We start from the raw sequence: 18,877 nt of genomic DNA on the forward strand, positions 1-18,877 counted from the left end.
CACTTAGGGAATAGATTAGTACGAAGCGATTAATTTGCCTAACTGTGCAATAGCGTCGACTTGTTCTTTTTGTCGAGTGTAATGGGCAAAACATAAGCGGATATGGTGATTAAAACGCTGGTCTGCACAAAAGAGGTTACCGGGTGAAATGCCAATACCTGCCTCAAGCGCTTGTTGAAATAGTTGGTCGCTATTGACCTGTTTAGGCAGTGTAAACCACTGCAAAATACCGCCGCTTGGTTTGATAAAGCAGGTGTTACTGGGCCAATGTTGACGGATATCTTCATCGAGCATCTCGACTCTCTCTTGGTAGCCACGACTAACTTGTGAGAGATGACGGCGATAACGGCGGCCTATCAGTAATTCACTGATGCCTTGTTGCGATATGGCAGAACAGGCGATGCTGGTAACAAATTTTTGGAAGTTAACTTGTTCGTAGTAGCGCCCGGGTAGTACCCAGCCCAGCCTTATATCAGCATCTACTGTCTTAGAAAAAGAACCGCAATGAAGCACCCGTTGATCGGTATCCATCGCTTTAAGCGCTGTTGGTCTTTGTTGATTGAAACTCAATTCTGCGAAAACATCATCTTCAATAACTGCAATATCCCACTTGTTGGCAATGACCATTAAGCGCTGTCGACTTGCTAAATCTAGATTGAAGCCCAACGGGTTATTAAAGCTTGGGTTGGTCAGTACCGCTTTAATCGGCCATTGAGTTAGGGCGGTTTCTAGAGCATCTAAATTAGTCCCTAGGAGTGGATCTGACGGCAGTTCCAATACCTTAAGCCCCAAAGCTTCAATGCACTGCAGAGTGCCGTAGTAGCAGGGTGATTCAACGGCAATAGTGTCCCCTATCTGGGCAACAGAGCGTAAGCAGAGTGATAAAGCTTCCTGAGCGCCATGGGTAATCACAATCTCTTCACTATTACAGCTAAATGCGGTGGCATTCAGGTGATCAGCTAATACGGACAGAAGTTTAGGATCGCCCGGCGGGGTGCTGTAATGGCTGCGGCGTTTTTCACTGGTGTGTGCCCAATGACGAGTATGTTTGGCTTGCTGCTGATAATACCAAGCGACCGTTGGCCATCTGGAATCGGGGTAAGCCGAACCGAGAGCTAAGTGCCCATGTTGATTCGCTGCGCCCAAAACACTGAACGCAGTCGAGCCCAACTTAACTTTTCGCGGTTTGATGGCAGGAACTGAGTTTTTCGGGGAGGAGACAAAGAACCCTAGTCGTGGTTTAGCGTAAATCAGTTGCGACTGCTCTAACTCAGTCAGGCCTTTGATGATGGTATTTTTACTTAACTGATATTGCAGGCTTAAGGCCCGGATAGAGGGCAAGCGGGTGCCGGGCGATAAATCACCGCTTTCGATTCTAGAGCTAAGCTGTTGTACCAACAGTAAATACTTTTTCATGGGTACAGTTTGTATAAATATACAGACAAGTGCAATTTGAGGCTTTTCTGTACCCTTGAAACTGACCTGTCTGTGTCCCTTTTTTGTTTAGCCTGTTCTCTCTACAGTGATGCAATCAATTTAGATAGTTTGTAGAGAGTCAGTCATGCTGAATAAACAGCAGTGGATAACTTTAGTTCCTTGGGCGTTTGTGGGTATTTGGAGTACCGGTTTTATCGGTGCCAAGTATGCGGTGCCTTATATGGAGCCTTTCAGCGTCCTACTAGTACGTAGTTTGCTGACGATTGTTGTCTTTGCGGGCTTATTAGCATGGCGTAAACCGCAATGGTGTAGCTTGCCGCAAGCAGGTCATCAGATGGTGGTGGGGTTTCTCGTTCATGCCTGTTACTTAGGCGGCGTCTTCGCAGCAATCGACTGGTCACTTCCAGCTGGGATTACCTCATTGGTGATGGGGTTACAGCCCATATTAACGGCCTTGTTGGCTGTCATCTGGTTACAAGAGCGGCTGTTGAAAACCCAATGGTTAGGTTTAGTTCTGGGTTTAATCGGTGTTGTTATGGTGGTCAGCCAAGGTTATTCACAGGGGAGCTATTTGGCTGGTGGAGATGCATGGGCAGCTGCGGTGATTGCGTTAGTCGCTATATCATTAGGCACTTTGTACCAAAAACGTTTTGGTGTCGGTGTAGATCTGATGGTGGGGGCTTTTTATCAATACGTGGCGATGGCAATTGTGATGGCTATATTGGCCTATGCATTTGATAGCGGTGTGGTGGAATGGAACTGGACCTTAATTGGTGCATTAGCTTGGATGGTATTGGGCTTATCCGTCACTGCAATACTGTTGCTGCTAATTATGATTCGCGAAGGGGAGGCGAGTAAGGTCGCTAGCTATTTTTATCTGGTGCCCCCTTTAACCGCGATAGAGGCGTGGTTCTTGTTTGATGAATCGTTATCGATGCTGGCAATGATAGGGATTCTAGTTGCCGCTCTTGGTGTGTTTTGCGCAGCAAGAAAGATATAAATATAAATTTTTAGCTTCTTTTAGTTATAAGAAGTGTATTTTTTAGTCTTAATTATTAGGTGAACCGACTTGTCTACTTTTCTGTCATAAGGGCATATCAATTAATCGATATAACTCCCAGTGGTATAGGGAGCTCTTAAATTAGAAAGGTAAATAATATGTCTCTTAAAGTTAAATCTACACTACTTGCGTTAATGTTTGTTCCTACCCTAGGTATGGCTGCGGATACGGATCACGAACAAGCCATTAATTTTATTTATAGCAGTAATGGGATGGAACTCAGTGAATCGGCATCTATGAATAAAGTCGAAAAAGTGATGAAAAAGGAAGTTTCTACATCGGATAAAAAGCAGATGCAGAAAACTAATGGAATGGACTACAGCCGTATTTGGTCGGGGTATCCTAAAATTGAAGGGCATGAAGTGTATTAGTTGATCAAAAGAGAATGGGGCTTTTAGCCCCATTTTTATGTCTTGTGAGTAAGCCTGATCAGCTTAAAGTTGCCGTTAGAGGCAATACATTCAGCCTGATGGAAGAACTGCTTAGCTTTTCGCTCTAGTGGGATATGCATATTGGTAACAAAGCAGGCGACCCCACGGCCATTCAAACGGTCATGAGCCGCTTTTAGAAAACGGTCTGTCAGGTCTCCGTCGACGGAAAATCCTGCATGGAAAGGGGGGTTGCAGAGGATTAGATCAAATTTCTCGGTAATACCCTCTGCACAACTCGCAGGTATGACTTTGCCGTTAATCGGATAACGGTTAAAGTTTCGCTCGCAGGCTTTTAAGGCGGCAGCGTTGTTATCGGTCGCTGTTACCGGGATATCTAAGTGGCTCAGATTCAAGGACAAGTAGCCATAACCGCAGCCTAGATCCAGAGCGTTTTTCGGCGGTTCTGGTAAGGTCATTAAGAAGCTATCGAGATGCTCGATCAGGTAGGCGCTACCGCGATCAATTTTATCCCAACCGAACACACCTGGTTTGCTGTAATACTCAAATATCTCGTCACTGGCAGTGACACGCAGCTGGTGGAAATCTTTAGCATCCAACAGGTCTTCACTCGAAGCGTTTACTTTAGTGAGTGTCGCGGACCAAGTGTTTTTATCGGCCTTGCTGGTTTCACCCTCTCCAAAAAGCTTTTTAGCTTTGCTGAAGTAGGTTTTGATCCCTTCACCTTTCTCACCGGCAATATAAAGTTTCCCTTCAGGTTTTAAGCAGCGGAAAGCTTCATTAATTAGGTGGTGTACCACCGGCTTTTCTTTGGATACTCGGTAGATCACAGAGTCCAAACTGTTATCTTCGATGATGCTTAGATCATAATCGGAGAAGAAAACCTTCCAACCTTGACGAAAAAGATGCTGTTCCAGATCAATTCGGTTGGTAATGGCGATAACGGCTTCATTAGCTGGGATATTGGCACTGAGCAAGTTTTCATCAGCGAGCCAAAGCGAACGACCGGAAGCGCGTTGGATATAAGGGGCGATTAGATTAAAGGCTGTATCACTCATTAGATGCTATTAATCTCTTCTTCTGTCAGAAAACGGTATTCGCCGGGTTCTAGGTATTCATCGAGCTCGATATTGCCGATACGTGCGCGGTGAAGCTCTTCTACTTTGTTGCCTATAGCCGCGAACATACGCTTAACTTGGTGATAGCGGCCTTCGGTAAGAATGACTTCGGCTTCATTACTGGCAATTAAGGTTAGCTCAGCGGGTTTAGTGCGCTCCTTATCATTGTGCAGCATTAAACCTTGCTTGAATTTCTCTACGGCATCTTCAGGAATTGGATCAGCCGTGGTTACTTGGTAGAGCTTGCCTGTTTTGTGCTTTGGCGAGGTGATTTTGTGAGCCCATTTACCATTACTGGTGATAAGCACTAAACCGGTTGTGTCCACATCTAGTCGGCCACAGATCGTTAGTTCCTCTGCCCGTGGTAGATCTAGCAAGCTTAGAACCGTTGGGTGGGTACCGTCGTCATTGGAGCATACGCAGCCCAAAGGTTTATGCAGCATGATGTACTTATCACCTGGCGCATCTACAGGATAGCCACTTAGATAAATCTCATCGTCTTCACCCACATGCATGGATGGGTCGGTAACTTCAATATCGTTTACAACAACTTCACCCGCTTTCATAAAGCGGCGAACTTCTTTACGGGAAAAGCCGGAAGATTGTGCTAAGTATTTATCTAGGCGCATAAGGTAAGTCTATAACAAGCTTTAAAGTGCGTAGTATATCGGAACTGGCATTGTCCCTATAGCCTGCACCGTTTTTTAGTTGAAGGTTTTAAGCTACTATAGCGCCTTCAAATCAGGAGCCCTGCCGTGAAACTTTTTGTTGATAATCTGACCAATGTCGATTTTTCCTATTTACACCCTCAACGTGGGTTGATGGGGGAGTCGTGGCTTGTGCAGTTAGAGCTGGATGGCAGCCTAAATGACCAAGGCATGATCTGTGATTTTGGGATTGTGAAGAAGAAGGTTAAGCAGTGGTTTGATCTATGGGTAGATCATGCACTGGTGGTTCCTACGGGCATGCCACGTCTTAGTCATTCTACTCAAGACGGCTACACTGAGGTCGAGTGGCTTTATGCGGATGGTGAAAGCTTTTATTGCCGTTCCCCTGAGCCTGCAATCTGCCTAGTAGGTATGCCTGAGATCACAGAGAAGACTTTGGCTGAGTGGTGTCGGGATAAGCTTTTAGAACTTTTCCCAAATGAAGTAAAAGGGCTAAAGATCTCCTTTGTTCCAGAGAAAATCGACGGCGCTTTCTATCACTACAGCCATGGTTTGCAGAAGCATGATGGCAACTGTCAGCGTATTGCGCATGGTCATCGTTCTAAGATCGAAATCTATATCAATGATCAGCGTGAACTCAATCTTGAACAAGAGTGGGCTGAACGTTTCACTGATATCTATATAGGTTCGGAATCTCATCTAATTGAACAGTGTGAGAGCCGTCATCATTACGCTTACACAGCGCCGCAGGGTGACTTTGCAATAAGCCTACCTACATCGGTTTGTTACTTAATCGATACGGACAGCACGGTTGAATTGATCGCAGATCATCTGGCCAAGCAGATCAAGCAAGCTTATCCAAATGATAAGGTATTGGTACGTGCTTACGAAGGTGTAGGCAAAGGTGCAATTGTTCAGTTGTAGTCGAGTATTAAGTACAGCGCAGAACTGATCAATACGACGCAAAGTAAATTGAGGAACAGTCCTGTGCGCATCATCTTTTTTTGTGGCACATAACCAGTACCAAATACAATTGCATTTGGAGGTGTAGCTACAGGAAGCATAAATGCACAGGAAGCGCTGATAGCAATAGCGATGGCCAAGGTCTCTTCTGGAAAGCCTAATTCTGCAGCTATCGAGATGAAAATCGGCACCATTAAAGCTGTACTGGCAGTGTTACTTGCCATTTCGGTAAGAAAAATTATAAAGGTACAGATCAAAGCCAAAAAGATGAAAAAACTGGCTTGGCTTAGTAATAAGCTGAGTTGTTCAGCAAGAAAAGCACTAGCACCACTACTTTTCAGAATAGCGCTTAGCGTTATACCGCCTCCAAATAAGATCAATACCCCCCAATCGGTCGTCGTTTCTATATCTTTCCAGCTTACGAGTTTTAACCCCCCTAAAAGCAATACGGCAAGAATAGCTACCATGCTATCGAAGTTTTTATCTATTCCGAGAAATGTTGAAAACTGTTTACTAAACAACCATAGAACCACGGTTAGTAAAAATACGGTAATGACTGCATAGCGTTCGGGGGTTAAGGAGAAGTGTTGTTGTTCTAAAACAAAGTGTTGCTTTAATTCCGGTCTAAGAAGAATGAAGAGAAACGCGATCATAGCGGGTAGTAGGATAATAACCATTGGCATTCCAATCTTGATCCAATCAGCAAAACCTAACCCAATCTCAGCAGCAGCAATCGCATTAGGTGGGCTTCCTACTAACGTGCCTATGCCTCCAATGTTTGCTGAATAAGCAATTCCTAGCAAAATAAAAAAATAGATCTTAGGATTCTCCTTAATATCGAAACGGGAAAGGATGCCTAGTGCAAGGGGAAGCATCATAGCGGTGGTCGCGGTATTGGATATCCACATGGAGATAAAGGCTGTAAGAATAAAAAGCGCCAAACAGGCATAAAGAACGTGCCCCTTCGTTAGATGCAAAACATAGTTGGCAAGAGCGCGATCGATATCGTGTTTATGCAGAGCAGCAGCTAGTGAAAAGCCTCCTAGAAAGAGAAAGATAATTGGATGTGCAAAGTTGGAGAGTGCTTGCTTAACATCTAGGAGGTTGAGTAAAACGGCAAGTAAGGGTACTAACAACGCAGTAATTGTTATAGGGAGCGTTTCGCTGATCCAAAGAGCACCGATAAAGAAGAGTATGGCTAAGCCTTGTGCTGTTTGCTGGTCACAAATAGAGAAGTTCGGAAGACCAAGAAGGATTATGAGGGATAGAATTAGAATATAAAAAAATCGCAATAGAGTATGGGGAGTTACCATTGATATTTTCCCAGTCAAAGAGCTAGCGATAAGAACTGTTTATCAGAATAACCCTCTTTGCTGAGAAGAAGTAGTCTGAGAATTTAACAGTTTGAACTACGACCGGAGGATTTTGTTCAGTTATCTCTTTTTATGATGGTTTCAGAAAGAAAAAAACCGCAGCCGAAGCTGCGGTTTAAAGAGTAGGACGGTGTAACTAGACTTAAGTCTAGCTTAGTCTCGCTCAACTGCCAGTGCAGTACCCATACCACCACCAATACATAGTGTCGCTAGGCCTTTCTTCGCGTCACGCTTGTTCATTTCGTGAACTAGGCTTACGAATACACGGCAGCCAGAAGCGCCGATTGGGTGACCTAAAGCGATAGCACCACCGTTAACGTTAACGATGTCAGTGTTCCAGCCAAGATCTTTGTTTACAGACATTGCTTGAGCAGCGAATGCTTCGTTCGCTTCAACTAGTTCTAGATCATCTACAGACCAGCCAGCTTTTTCTAGTGCTTTCTGAGTCGCAGTGATTGGGCCTGTACCCATGATAGATGGATCAATACCAGAGTTAGCGTACGCTTTGATGCGGGCTAGTACTGGAAGACCTAGTTCTTTCGCTTTCTCTTCAGAACAAACGATTACTGCAGCAGCACCATCGTTGATAGTAGAAGCGTTACCTGCAGTTACAGAACCGTCTTTTTTGAATGCTGGACGTAGTTTACCTAGCGCTTCTGCCGTGCAACCGAAACGTGGCTGCTCGTCAGTGTCAAATACGATTGGATCGCCTTTACGCTGAGGAATTGTTACTGGGATGATCTCATCTTTAAAGCGACCGCCTGTTACAGCAGCTTCTGCTTTGTTCTGAGATGCAGCAGCAAATGCATCTTGCTCTTCACGTGTGAAGCCGTATTTTTCAACGATGTTCTCAGTAGTGATACCCATGTGGTAATCGTTGAATGCGTCCCATAGACCGTCTTTGATCATTGTGTCGACCATTTTCCAGTCGCCCATGCGAGCACCGTTACGAGAGTTTGGAACAACGTGAGGAGAAGAGCTCATGTTTTCCTGGCCACCAGCGATGATGATGTCTGCATCGCCACAACGGATTGCTTGTGTAGCCATTTGAATAGCTTTAAGACCTGAACCACAAACTTTGTTGATAGTTAGTGCAGGAACTTGAATTGGCAGGCCGCCATTAAGCGTCGCCTGACGGGCAGGGTTCTGGCCACAGCCAGCCGTCAAAACCTGACCCATGATTACTTCGTCAACTTTTGCAGGGTCCAGATCGATCTTCTCGATCAGGCCTTTGATAACTGTTGCACCTAGGTCAGATGCAGCAATTTTAGATAGGGAACCACCGAAAGTACCAACTGCGGTACGGCCCGCAGCTACAATTACAACGTCACGCATTCGAAATGCCTCTTAGCTTAGCTATGTACAAAGTTCGTTCTTCACGATGATGGTATGGCCAAATTTTTGGCCGATAGTATTCAGTGAAAAGCGGCGTTTATTCAGTGACCGTTGTGCCCTCTCTACTCATTTAGGGGCGGCCAAAATCCGTTTTTCTGAGCACTTATACAACCTTTATTGTTTTTATTGCAGTGCAAGAACTCATCGTCCTAGCAGTCTGCGCGACCGAGCCCCCGGTTGTCAAGCCACGAAAGTAGCGGGTTGTATAAGACTTACGATTGAAATAGCAAGTATTGCGCTGCAGCAATAATTGAGCGTTTAATTTAAAAATCTGAGGGATATCAGGGGGTTCCGAGTAGGTGTAACCCTACTCGGAAGAGGGGTTACAAATTAATTTGTAAATTGTCGATTAATCGGGCAGGGCCAAGGTAGGCAGCTGCTAGTACGACTAATTGGGAGTCTTCAGGTGTCGCAGGTTGTAGATCCTGGCTGCGACAGATAACCAAGTAATCGCGTTTGAAACCAGCGGTTTCTAAGCGCTGTTGAGCGCTTTCAATCAGCGAATCGAAGTCTTTATTACCTTCAATCAGAGCGGCTTCAATTTCGCGTAGCGAAGCGTTAAGCACGGTGGCTGTTTCCAGTTCCTGCTCTGATAGGTAACCATTGCGAGAGCTCAATGCTAGGCCCTGCTCATTGCGGGCAATAGGCGCACCTTGGATCTCTACAGGTAGGCTAAGATCTTCGGTCATTCGGCGAATAACCATCAACTGTTGGAAGTCTTTTTCGCCAAAGATCGCTACGTCTGGTTGAACCATACCAAACAGTTTAGCTACGACCGTCGCAACACCACGGAAGTGGCCTGGGCGAGTCGCGCCGCAATAAAGGTCTGAAATCTCTGGTACTTCAACCTGTGTCTGAGATTCACGTCCGTTCGGGTAAACCTCCGAATCGGTCGGTGCAAACAGGTAGTTGCAGCCGCGAGAATTCAGTTTCTCTTGATCAGCAGCGAGAGTACGTGGGTAATTATCTAGATCTTCCCCTGCACCAAATTGCAGAGGATTGACAAAGATCGATGAAACGACAATATCGCTATTCGCTTTTGCCTGATCGATCAGTTGTAGGTGACCTTCATGCAGATTACCCATCGTTGGTACAAAGCCGATACGCTTGCCTGCTGCTCGCTCTTTATTGAGGGCTGCACGCAGATCAGCAATGGTATGTAGAGTGATCATGTTTATTCAAACTCATGCTCGGAAGCAGGGAAAGTACCGCTTTTAACGTCAGTCACGTATTGGCTGATCGCTTCTTCAATGCTATTGGCATCAGCCATAAAGTTTTTTACAAACTTAGGGCTGCGGCCTGGTGTTACGCCAAGCATGTCATGTAGAACCAGTACTTGAGCGTCTGTGTCAGAACCTGCGCCAATACCGATAACAGGCACATCCAGTGCGAGTGTGATCTCTTTGGCTAGGATAGATGGAACGCACTCAAGCAAAATCACGCTAGCGCCAGCATCCTGCAGCATAACGGCATCGTTAATCATCTGTTGTGCCGTTTCTTTATCGCGACCTTGGACTCGATAACCGCCGAGCTTATTCACAGTTTGAGGTGTCAGGCCAAGGTGAACGCAAACAGGGATGCCACGTTCAGCTAGCATAGATACAGTTTCTGCAAGCCATGCACCACCTTCCAATTTCACCATGTTTGCACCCGCCTGCATAAGCGCAGCGGAGTTATCCATAGCAAGTTCTGGAGTGGAATAGCTCATGAAAGGTAGGTCGGCCATGATAAGGCTTCCCTGATTACCTTTGGCGACAGCTTGAGTGTGGTAAGCCATCTCTTCAACAGTTACGGGTAGAGTACTGTCATTGCCTTGAAGCACCATGCCCAATGAATCGCCTACCAGAATTACTTCTGTGCCAGCAGAGCTAACAACGTGCGAGAAACAAGCGTCATAAGCGGTAAGTACCGCGAACTTTTCGCCCGCTTTCTTCATTGAGGACAACGTGTGCAGAGTAATATTGCTCATGGAATGATCTTCCTGTTATTACGCGTTGGCGCGATTATACCTATATCTTTGTCAGGCTGCCCATAGGGCATGCAACTAATAGGGAAGACAAAGTTACATCATTAGGCATGATTAAATCGGGTGCGATATCGGCCAGAGGGTATAGAACAAAGCTGCGCTCGTGCATAAATGCGTGTGGTACGCAGAGACGTTCGGTGTTGATTTGGCTATTACCGTATAGAAGCAGGTCGAGGTCGAGGGTTCTTGGTCCCCAGTGTCGCTCGCGGACTCTCTGGTGTTTCTGCTCAAGCCCCTGAAGCTGATCCAGCAGTGCATGGGCTTCTAGGGTCGTTTCTATCTCTGCAACGGCATTGATAAAGTCTGGCTGATCTTGAGGGCCAACCGGTGCAGAACGGTATATGGGTGATGCTTTGACTAAGCGGCAGTTTTCCAGTTCTGCCAGCTCAGAAAATGCTTGTTCAACATGCTGAAGAGGGTTGTCGAGATTACTGCCCAACCCTATGTAACAACGAACCGCAGTCGTCATTGCGATGACTCTTGGCGGGACTTGTTTGAATTAGAACGGCGACGACGTGGTTTACGAGGCTTATCACCTTTACCTAAGCTTTTCACCATGCTGTTTTTGCTTGGCTCATTAGCGTTCTGGAAGTCAGTCCACCACTGGCTTAGTCCACCTAGATCTTCACCACTGTTTTCACGCAGTAGAAGTAGATCATACGCAGCTCTAAAGCGCGGTTGTTCCATCAAGCGTGCTGCACGGTTGCCTTGGCGGCGTGGCAGACGCAGTTGCATCTCCCAAATCTCACGGATTGGGGTAGAGAAACGACGCGGTATAGCGGTTGAACGAACCTGTTCTGCAAGTACCTGATTGGCTGCTTCATGTAGAGCCGGTACCGGTGGCATCTTGTTCTCTTTCATCAACTGTTGCATACGTAGCTGAGTTGGGTACCACAAGATAGCTGCAAATAAGAACGCCGGTGTAACGCTCTTACGCTGTGCCAGACGGCGATCAGTATTTTTTAGTGCGTTCTCGATCAAGCGTTCCAGAGGCACATTCAGATTGTCACTTTGTAACAGTTTCTGAACCTGCGGAAATAGCGGCTCAAACAGATCTAAACGTTGTAGCTGTTTGTAAGATTCAATAGCGTGACCTGATTGCAGCAGTTTTAGCACTTCATCAAATAGACGTGCTGGCGCAATGCGTTTCAGCATTGGTGCTAAGGTGCGAATCGGCGCTTCTGATTGCTGTTCAATCGAGAAATCAAGCTTAGCGGCAAAACGAGCTGCACGTAGCATGCGTACAGGGTCTTCTTTATAACGATCTTCTGGGTCGCCGATCATGCGCAGAATACCTTTCTGCAGATCGTCATAACCATTGGCAAAATCGTAGACGCAGTGATCTTTCGGGCAGTAGTACAGCGCGTTTACAGTGAAGTCGCGACGTAGCGCATCATCTTCAATTGTGCCGTAAACATTGTCGCGTAGGATCATGCCGCTATCGCATTGTTTGCCTTGTTCGCCTTCAGCATTTTCAGCTTGGTTATCGTGGCTTGCGCGGAAGGTTGCGACTTCGATCAGGTCACGGCCAAAGCGGACATGAACCAGTTTAAAGCGGCGGCCGATCAGGCGGGCGCGGCGAAACAGATCTGCAGCTTCTTCTGGATGTGCATCTGTCGCTACGTCAAAATCTTTTGGTCTTTTCTTAAGCAGTAGGTCACGGATACATCCGCCAACTAAGTAGCCTTCGAAGCCTGCATCTTGGAGGCGGTAGGCAACTTTCAGGGCATTATCATCTAAATGACGGCGTGGAATCTTATGCTCATCTTCAGAGATCAACTTCTTTTCAACAGCAGTGATTAATTGCGTGTTTTCAGCAGAGTCATTAACGGACTCTGTACTGCTGCCAAATACTTTGCTCAATGCGTTACTGATGGTTTTAAGCAAGGTTGTGCCTACCTATGCGATTTATCTAGCCGGAAAGGGTAGTAATTGTACGGGTGTTCAGGCTTATATCAAATCTAAACAGTGCTTACTGCCCGAATTAAATGGGTGCGCAATCATACCACTGTTACACAGCAGATTGGGAAATTTAAAAGATAGAAGAAAAAGGGAAGGAGATGGGTAGCTGATCGCATCTCAGGCAACAACGGCTATTTCTCAGCTTGTTGTTTTTGTTCTAAGAGCAATATTAAGATCGTTACAGCTTCGCTACGATCAGCTTTCTTAAGCCTCATTATTATTTTTATTCGAGACAGGTACTTCTTTAATCTATTCCAGTTTTTATTTTTATTGGCGGTCTAGTTTAAGAAGTGTGCTTCTTTTTGTTGTCGCGCAGTATATTGCACGGCATGTGCCAGTTTTTATTAATCCTTATAAAACAATGGCTTATTTTTGATTGTTTGTTTTTTGATCTACTTTTGTAGCGGTTTTGTTACTGGGTGTTACGCTTTGGTACTAGTTGCTGGGTAGTACGGTAACACCTGAATTGTTACCGTAATGTTACTTAAATGTTACCCTTTAGACCTTGGTATAATCTATTTTTTCGACTTGCGAGGAATGCCAAGTTTTTGTCTGCGTTCCCATAAACACTTGCGGCTCACGCCGAGCTTCTTAGCCAGTTCTGTTTCGCTCAATTGATCCTGATTTTCTAAAACGAATCTTTGGAAGTAGTCGTCTAAAGATAGTTTAGATTGGTCTTCAGTCTGTACTGCTTGAGGAGTAGCCTGATTCATCGCGACAAACTGGCTTTCAATATCATCTAGAGAGCTTACTGGGATATCTAAGCCTAAAAGGTCAGTGGTAATGAATGGACCTTCTGCAAGAATAGTTGCACGCTCGATAGCATTTTCTAATTCACGAACATTGCCCGGCCAGCTGTATCTGCGCATCGTTTCAAGCGCATCATTGGCGAAACGTAAAGGCGCTGTTTCCATTCGCTGACAAACACGAGCCAGCATTTTTTCAGCTAACTCGATAATATCGTCGCCGCGTTCTCTTAATGGAGGAATGCGAAGCTCCATCACATAGAGTCTGTAGTAGAGGTCTTCACGAAACTCGTTCTGTTTTGCTAGCTCTTTTAGATTCCTATGGGTTGCAGCAATCAGGCGAACATCAACTTTCTTTGATTGCACAGATCCTACACGTCGGATCTCACCTTCTTGTAGGAAGCGTAACAAACGAGCTTGAGCCTCGAGCGGAAGCTCTCCGATTTCATCAAGAAATAGCGTACCGCCATCTGCAGCTTCAAGTAAGCCGCTGCGGCTGCTGCTAGCGCCGGTAAAGGCGCCTTTTTCGTGACCAAAAAGTTCTGACTCAATCAGGCTCTCTGGGATCGCGGCGCAGTTCACTGAGATCATTGGGATATTGGCGCGATTGCTCTGTTCGTGAATCGCGCGAGCTGCAAGTTCTTTACCTGTGCCTGACTCTCCCTGAATCAAAACAGTCGCTTGGGTGCGAGCAACTTTCTTAATGCGCTTATCGAGTTCCTGCATCGGTTGGCAGGAGCCAATGATATTAGTGCGGTTCTCGGCAGTTGCGGCATCATGTTCGGTAACGGGACTGTCAGATTCCGAACGAGAGGAAAGAATATGCTGCACCGAGCTGATCATCTCATCGTGATCAAAAGGCTTAGCAATATAGTCAACAGCACCGAGCTTCATCGCATCAACAGCGGAGCGTAAACTCGCATAACTGGTCATGATCAGTACAGGAACTGATTTCGCCAACGAAATCATGTCTGTGCCAGGTGCGCCCGGCAGACGAAGGTCGCTGATAATTAAGTTGAAGTCGCCAAGGTTGAAACGGCTGGTAGCTTCATCTACAGAAGCGGCGTCGTCGACTTGGAAATGGTTTTTCTCGAGTAGTCTGCGCAGTGCAGACCGGATTATTGTTTCATCTTCTACAATCAGAATTCGGCTCATCGGCTCTCTACCTCTCATCCCACTATCCTGCGCTGTCGGGATCTTCTGTCCACTTTAAGCGCGGGAGCGTTATTACCACTTGAGTGCCTTTGTTCTGCTTGTTGTTGGCTGGGCTTATAATTTCAATATTACCACAATGTTCTTCAATAATATTGTAAACCAAAGATAGACCCAAACCTGTACCCTGACCAGGGTCTTTTGTGGTAAAGAACGGTTCAAAGAGGCGTTCTTGGGATTCGGCTGATATACCGCTGCCTTCATCGGTTACTCGAAGCTCTACGGTTTCAATATTTTCATTGGCATGGAGCCAGATACGCCCACCTTCAGGTGAGGCATCGCTGGCATTTTGAATCAGGTTTACAAAGATTTGATGAAGTTGTTGTGGATCACCACTAACACGAAGCTCATCGGGTATCTGATTGATGTACTGTTGTTGCTTGCCATGGCTATCCAAAGACATTAGGTGAATAGCTTCTTCAGCACATTGCGCGAGAGATACCGGTACTTGCTCTCGTTCCGCTTCTGGGCGACCTGCATGTGCGAATCTGACAAGGGACTGAACGATACGGCTGATGCGTTTGGTTTGATCGACGATATGATCTCCGGTTTCAAGAATATAATCGTTATCTGTTTCTAGCTTCAGATTCTGTGCCAGACAAGCGATCCCCGTTACAGGGTTGCCAATCTCGTGGGCAACACCCGCAGCAAAGCGACCGATAGATGCAAGTCGTTCGTTATGGCCGAGCTTGTCCTGCATGATTTTAGTGTCGGTCTCGTCTTCTAGGAGCAACACCATGCCGATATCGCGACGCTCTTTAAGGATCGATTTATGCAAACTGAACCAATGAGTTTGTTCATTTAAGATCAGTTTTTGGCTCAACTTGTGATCGCTATCCGCGTGTGCGAACTCTTCTAAAATAGTGCTCCAAGTATCCGTATGGCTTTGTAGCGGCGTACCAATAATCTCTTCCGCTTTAATTTGGGTCAGACGCTCCATCTCAATATTCCAGAACAGTACTTGTCCAGAGGTATCGAGGGTACATACACCGACGGGGAGTTTTTGCAGTGTAAGACGGTGGTAACGGCGCATTTCATCAAGTTCGGCCGCAAGACCGGTCAAACGTTCTTGATAGTTTTCCAGCTGGTTTTCAATCAGGTGCGTATTACTGGCTTTGAAAGTAATTGGATCGGAAGGTTGATCCAAAGGCTCAAGTAAAGCAGCGGCTTCTATAGGCCCAAGTAAGCCTGAAAGGTTAGTTTCAAGGGTTGTACGAAGGCGTAACAGATCGATCGGACGCACAGTCTGCGATTGTATATTCAGACTCTCTAGTGCTTTTTGAACTTCGCGCTCTGCGGTTTTGCGGCCCAATCGGCTAGACAGTAGATCGGTAAAGTCATCGATTCTGGAAACGCGTAGGTGGTTGGAACTTGGCTTTTGCAACGCGTTCATCAAGCAGGATTGTGCGGCCCTACGCTCATCTTCTGATTGAGGGAAGATTAGAGAGACTACGGTCAGAAGAGCAGTGTTTAGCATCAGCGACAGAATCGCAATATGGTCCCAGTTATCTGTATCTAAATCGAAAGGTACCAATTCGCTGGCTGAACTATCTAGAAGCGGAACGAGCATGGTTAGCAGCCATATCCCCATGCCTGCGGATAAACCTATGAGTAGGCCCCAGCGGTTCGCTCTGGACCAGAACAGGGTGGATAGTAATCCCGGTAAGAACTGTAGGAAGGCAACTACAGCAACCACGCCCATCTGATGCAGGGCGAAGTCCGTACCTATCTGGCGATAGAAAAGATAGCTGGCAAGCAGCATCGCCATGATCAAACTACGTCTAAGCCATAATAGCCAGGCATAGAAGCGAGGGGTTTTCGGTTTTGGTACTAACGGCAGGATAACGTGGTTTTGAATCATCGAAGCCATAGCTACAGTTGCCACAATCATAATGCCGCTGGCTGCTGACAAACCGCCGATAAATGCCAATACCGTTAGCCAAGTAGAGTCTAAGAAAACACCCATGTTCAAAAGGATGAATTGCGCTTCACCGCCTACACCGAGTGCTTCGCCTGCCCAAAGGATAGGTGGAACTGCAGCTGCAAGCAAAAACAGAAACAGCGGCATCGCCCATGTAGCTTTATAGAGTGTTTCGTCAGAGGAATTTTCGGTAAACAGCATGTGGAACATATGCGGCATCACAATAGCTGCGGTGAAAAATGCCAGTAGTAAGGTTCGCCAAGCATCGCTGTCTACAGGTGCTTCCAAGCGCTTGATCGATTCTGGATGGCTGGTGATAAAGTCATTCACCCCTTCTATTCCACCTAAGACGCCAAAGATTGCAAAGCCAGCAATCACCAGAAGTGCGATTAGTTTAATCAGTGACTCAACTGCCATGGCCACCATGAGGCCTTGATGGGTTGTACGTAAAGAGGCGTGACGTGCACCGAATAAAATCGAAAAGAGGGCGATAACAAAGCAAAAGCCTAAGCCGATCTGGTCAACGCTGAATTGGTCATTTAGCAGATACAGGGCATCGGTCACCGCTTGTATCTGAATTGAAAGCATAGGGAGAGTGGCGATGACGGTGAGTAGGGCTGTAATAGTACCAACCGCCCCGCTGCGAAAACGAAAGGCGAGTAGGTCGGGTAGCGAGCTAAGTTGGTATGTCCTCGAAATCCTGAGGATAGGGATCAGCAGTACCGGGCCTAAGATAAAGGTGACGACAGCCCCCAGATATGAAGCTAAAAAGCTATATCCCGATTCTTGCGCCAGCCCAAAGGCGCCATAGAACGTCCATACGCTGGCATATACCCCGATAGAAAGTACATGGGTAAATGGATGGTGCACCAACTGCTTGGGTAATAGTCCTCTCTCGGTAAGGTAGGCCGTACCAAAGAGAAAGAGCAGATAAGCCACTCCGATCAGGATGAGTAATGGAAGACTATACATCCCTCGGCCTCCGCTCGATCAGAAATGCTAACAAAATAATAAGAAACCAAGCAACGTAAGGAAGATACCAAGGTGTTGTCAGGCTCTGCCAGCTATCAATAATGAGGGGTAATACCATGTATAAACCGGGTATCAATAAAAGTAGGACTCGGTGGAAATACATCTTACGACTCGTTTAATAGCGGCTTACTGAGTGTTGGTTTTATTTTACGTATATCCCAGTTAGCAATTGCCCACTCCAGTAGTTCATCTCTACTTGCGTATAGCAGTTCTCGTGGCGGTTCTTGATCCAGAAATTGCAATGCTTTAAACAAAACTGGAATGGGATCGGTGGTTTCTAGTGCCGGAGCAAAGGTTTGCTTACTCAGCTTTTGACCTTCGGCGTTGGTCGCGACAGGAATATGTGCATAAGCAGGTGTTGGATAACCTAACAGCTGTTGTAGATGAATCTGTTTAGCCGTTTCATCTAGTAGGTCTGAGCCGCGTACAATATGGGTAATGCCTTGCAGATAATCGTCGATAGTTACGGCGAGTTGGTAAGAGTAAAAACCATCACGGCGGAATACAACAAAGTCGCCGGTACTACTTAAATTATAGGCATGGGGGCCTTGGATAATATCGCGAAAACTAATGAGCGTACCGTTGCTGTTGATACGAATGGCAACGTTGTCATCTTGCGCCGGAGGGTGCATCAAACAATGTTGGTCATACACCAAATTATCGCAGCGGCTTAGGATCTCTTTACGTGAACAGGAGCAGGGGTAAGCGTGATGAGCTTCGAGTAGTTCCTGCAGTACCGGCGCATAGAGTTCAAGACGTTCGCTTTGAAAGCTGAGTTCACCATCCCAATAAAGACCGTAACTTTCCAGTAACAGTGGAAATTGTTCTTTGACGTCTGGCTGTTCGCGAGGAGGATCTAAATCTTCGATGCGTAAAAGCCATTCACCCTCATGGGCACGTGCATCCAAAAAACTGGCGAGTGCAGCAAGGAGTGAACCAAAATGTAATGGCCCAGTAGGGGATGGGGCAAATCGGCCGATATAGGTCACGATAAATACTTAAAGCTAAGCCAGTTATATAAACTGGCTTAGTTTAGATTTAGCCGCCGACTTGTTTTTCTTTGATCTCCGCCAGCGTTTTGCAATCGATACACAAAGACGCTGTAGGTCGAGCTTCGAGACGACGAACGCCAATTTCGATACCGCAAGCATCGCAATAGCCGTATTCATCTTCGTCGATCAGCTCAAGCGATTCATTGATCTTTTTGATCAATTTACGTTCGCGGTCACGAGTACGTAGCTCAAGGCTGAATTCTTCTTCCTGGCTAGCTCGATCGCTTGGATCTGCAAAATTTGAAGGTTCTTCGCGCAGATGGTGGATAGTGCTATCCACTTCTTCCATCAGTTCTTGTTTCCAAGCACCTAGGATTGCACGGAAGTGATCCTTCTGTTTCTCATTCATGTATTCCTCACCCTCAACTAGCGGATAAGGATCAATATGTGTGAAAGATTCGCTCTTGTTTGGCATAAGCGCTGCCTCACTCTCTTTCTTTCGTAAGCCACCTTAAGGGTGACTTCACTTGCCTGTGTTTAGTTATGCAATAAATACATTGATTTAGCATAGAAGGCAGGCAAA

16 protein-coding genes are annotated in these 18,877 nt (G+C 46.2%); 3 read left to right on the forward strand and 13 right to left on the reverse strand.

What is annotated here, in order from left to right:
• Nucleotides 1–15: 15 nt before the first annotated feature.
• A complete protein-coding gene (locus ACMXYX_RS01965) occupies nt 16–1,416 on the reverse strand; it encodes a PLP-dependent aminotransferase family protein (RefSeq protein ID WP_415897431.1) in 1,401 nt (466 codons plus the stop codon).
• Nucleotides 1,417–1,561: 145 nt separating this feature from the next.
• On the opposite strand from ACMXYX_RS01965, the gene ACMXYX_RS01970 reads away from it, so the two are divergent.
• Complete coding sequence (locus ACMXYX_RS01970) at nt 1,562–2,437, forward strand: DMT family transporter (protein ID WP_415883321.1); 876 nt, start codon at nt 1,562–1,564, stop codon at nt 2,435–2,437.
• A 158-nt stretch (nt 2,438–2,595) separates the two neighbouring features.
• The gene (locus ACMXYX_RS01975) at nt 2,596–2,868 is read left to right on the forward strand and encodes a hypothetical protein (RefSeq protein ID WP_415883322.1); all 273 of its coding nucleotides are present in this window, start codon (nt 2,596–2,598) and stop codon (nt 2,866–2,868) included.
• A 35-nt stretch (nt 2,869–2,903) separates the two neighbouring features.
• On the opposite strand, the gene ACMXYX_RS01980 is transcribed toward ACMXYX_RS01975, so the two are convergent.
• Both ACMXYX_RS01980 and ACMXYX_RS01985 read right to left on the reverse strand, forming a co-directional pair.
• A complete protein-coding gene (locus tag ACMXYX_RS01980; RefSeq protein WP_415883323.1) occupies nt 2,904–3,944 on the reverse strand; it encodes a methyltransferase in 1,041 nt (346 codons plus the stop codon).
• The gene (locus ACMXYX_RS01985) at nt 3,944–4,633 is read right to left on the reverse strand and encodes a pseudouridine synthase (protein ID WP_415897432.1); all 690 of its coding nucleotides are present in this window, start codon (nt 4,631–4,633) and stop codon (nt 3,944–3,946) included. The genes ACMXYX_RS01980 and ACMXYX_RS01985 overlap by 1 nt, the downstream gene beginning before the upstream one ends.
• 126 nt (nt 4,634–4,759) lie before the next feature.
• Here ACMXYX_RS01985 and ACMXYX_RS01990 point away from each other — a divergent pair, with 126 nt between their 5' ends.
• Nucleotides 4,760–5,596, forward strand: coding sequence for a 6-carboxytetrahydropterin synthase (locus ACMXYX_RS01990; protein ID WP_415883325.1), 837 nt, complete (start codon nt 4,760–4,762; stop codon nt 5,594–5,596).
• Here the strand turns inward: ACMXYX_RS01990 and ACMXYX_RS01995 are convergent.
• The 10 genes from ACMXYX_RS01995 to dksA form a co-directional block, all read right to left on the reverse strand.
• Nucleotides 5,587–6,966, reverse strand: a complete 1,380-nt coding sequence (locus tag ACMXYX_RS01995) for an SLC13 family permease (protein ID WP_415897433.1) — start codon at nt 6,964–6,966, stop codon at nt 5,587–5,589. The two genes, ACMXYX_RS01990 and ACMXYX_RS01995, sit on opposite strands and share 10 nt — an antisense overlap.
• Nucleotides 6,967–7,161: 195 nt before the next feature.
• Nucleotides 7,162–8,343: an acetyl-CoA C-acetyltransferase gene (locus ACMXYX_RS02000; protein ID WP_415883327.1), complete on the reverse strand. Its 1,182-nt coding sequence runs from the start codon at nt 8,341–8,343 to the stop codon at nt 7,162–7,164.
• Nucleotides 8,344–8,726: 383 nt separating this feature from the next.
• Nucleotides 8,727–9,575: a pantoate--beta-alanine ligase gene (panC, locus tag ACMXYX_RS02005; RefSeq protein WP_415883328.1), complete on the reverse strand. Its 849-nt coding sequence runs from the start codon at nt 9,573–9,575 to the stop codon at nt 8,727–8,729.
• Between the two features lie 2 nt (nt 9,576–9,577).
• A complete protein-coding gene (gene panB / locus ACMXYX_RS02010) occupies nt 9,578–10,372 on the reverse strand; it encodes a 3-methyl-2-oxobutanoate hydroxymethyltransferase (protein ID WP_415883329.1) in 795 nt (264 codons plus the stop codon).
• 40 nt (nt 10,373–10,412) lie between these two features.
• A complete protein-coding gene (folK, locus tag ACMXYX_RS02015) occupies nt 10,413–10,898 on the reverse strand; it encodes a 2-amino-4-hydroxy-6-hydroxymethyldihydropteridine diphosphokinase (protein ID WP_415897434.1) in 486 nt (161 codons plus the stop codon).
• Nucleotides 10,895–12,316, reverse strand: coding sequence for a polynucleotide adenylyltransferase PcnB (gene pcnB, locus ACMXYX_RS02020; protein WP_415883331.1), 1,422 nt, complete (start codon nt 12,314–12,316; stop codon nt 10,895–10,897). Before pcnB ends, folK begins: the two co-directional genes overlap by 4 nt.
• 590 nt (nt 12,317–12,906) lie before the next feature.
• A complete protein-coding gene (locus tag ACMXYX_RS02025) occupies nt 12,907–14,292 on the reverse strand; it encodes a sigma-54-dependent transcriptional regulator (protein ID WP_415884633.1) in 1,386 nt (461 codons plus the stop codon).
• A 22-nt stretch (nt 14,293–14,314) separates the two neighbouring features.
• The gene (locus tag ACMXYX_RS02030; RefSeq protein WP_415897435.1) at nt 14,315–17,242 is read right to left on the reverse strand and encodes a sensor histidine kinase; all 2,928 of its coding nucleotides are present in this window, start codon (nt 17,240–17,242) and stop codon (nt 14,315–14,317) included.
• Nucleotides 17,243–17,406: 164 nt separating this feature from the next.
• Nucleotides 17,407–18,291, reverse strand: coding sequence for a tRNA glutamyl-Q(34) synthetase GluQRS (gene gluQRS / locus ACMXYX_RS02035; protein WP_415897436.1), 885 nt, complete (start codon nt 18,289–18,291; stop codon nt 17,407–17,409).
• Between the two features lie 49 nt (nt 18,292–18,340).
• Nucleotides 18,341–18,769, reverse strand: a complete 429-nt coding sequence (gene dksA / locus ACMXYX_RS02040) for an RNA polymerase-binding protein DksA (RefSeq protein ID WP_415883334.1) — start codon at nt 18,767–18,769, stop codon at nt 18,341–18,343.
• Between the last annotated feature and the right edge of the window lie 108 nt (nt 18,770–18,877).

It is taken from the genome of Neptuniibacter sp. QD72_48 (assembly GCF_047778065.1).
GTDB lineage: Bacteria > Pseudomonadota > Gammaproteobacteria > Pseudomonadales > Balneatricaceae > Neptuniibacter.

Excerpts from the sequence above, each read along its gene's own strand:
- dksA (WP_415883334.1), bottom strand. The coding sequence starts at position 18,769 with ATGCCAAACAAGAGCGAATCTTTCACACATATTGATCCTTATCCGCTA.
- ACMXYX_RS02030 (WP_415897435.1), bottom strand. The coding sequence starts at position 17,242 with ATGTATAGTCTTCCATTACTCATCCTGATCGGAGTGGCTTATCTGCTC.
- ACMXYX_RS01985 (WP_415897432.1), bottom strand. The coding sequence starts at position 4,633 with ATGCGCCTAGATAAATACTTAGCACAATCTTCCGGCTTTTCCCGTAAA.
- ACMXYX_RS02025 (WP_415884633.1), bottom strand. The coding sequence starts at position 14,292 with ATGAGCCGAATTCTGATTGTAGAAGATGAAACAATAATCCGGTCTGCA.
- panC (WP_415883328.1), bottom strand. The coding sequence starts at position 9,575 with ATGATCACTCTACATACCATTGCTGATCTGCGTGCAGCCCTCAATAAA.
- ACMXYX_RS01980 (WP_415883323.1), bottom strand. The coding sequence starts at position 3,944 with ATGAGTGATACAGCCTTTAATCTAATCGCCCCTTATATCCAACGCGCT.
- ACMXYX_RS01970 (WP_415883321.1), top strand. The coding sequence starts at position 1,562 with ATGCTGAATAAACAGCAGTGGATAACTTTAGTTCCTTGGGCGTTTGTG.
- panB (WP_415883329.1), bottom strand. The coding sequence starts at position 10,372 with ATGAGCAATATTACTCTGCACACGTTGTCCTCAATGAAGAAAGCGGGC.
- ACMXYX_RS01965 (WP_415897431.1), bottom strand. The coding sequence starts at position 1,416 with ATGAAAAAGTATTTACTGTTGGTACAACAGCTTAGCTCTAGAATCGAA.
- ACMXYX_RS02000 (WP_415883327.1), bottom strand. The coding sequence starts at position 8,343 with ATGCGTGACGTTGTAATTGTAGCTGCGGGCCGTACCGCAGTTGGTACT.
- folK (WP_415897434.1), bottom strand. The coding sequence starts at position 10,898 with ATGACGACTGCGGTTCGTTGTTACATAGGGTTGGGCAGTAATCTCGAC.
- ACMXYX_RS01975 (WP_415883322.1), top strand. The coding sequence starts at position 2,596 with ATGTCTCTTAAAGTTAAATCTACACTACTTGCGTTAATGTTTGTTCCT.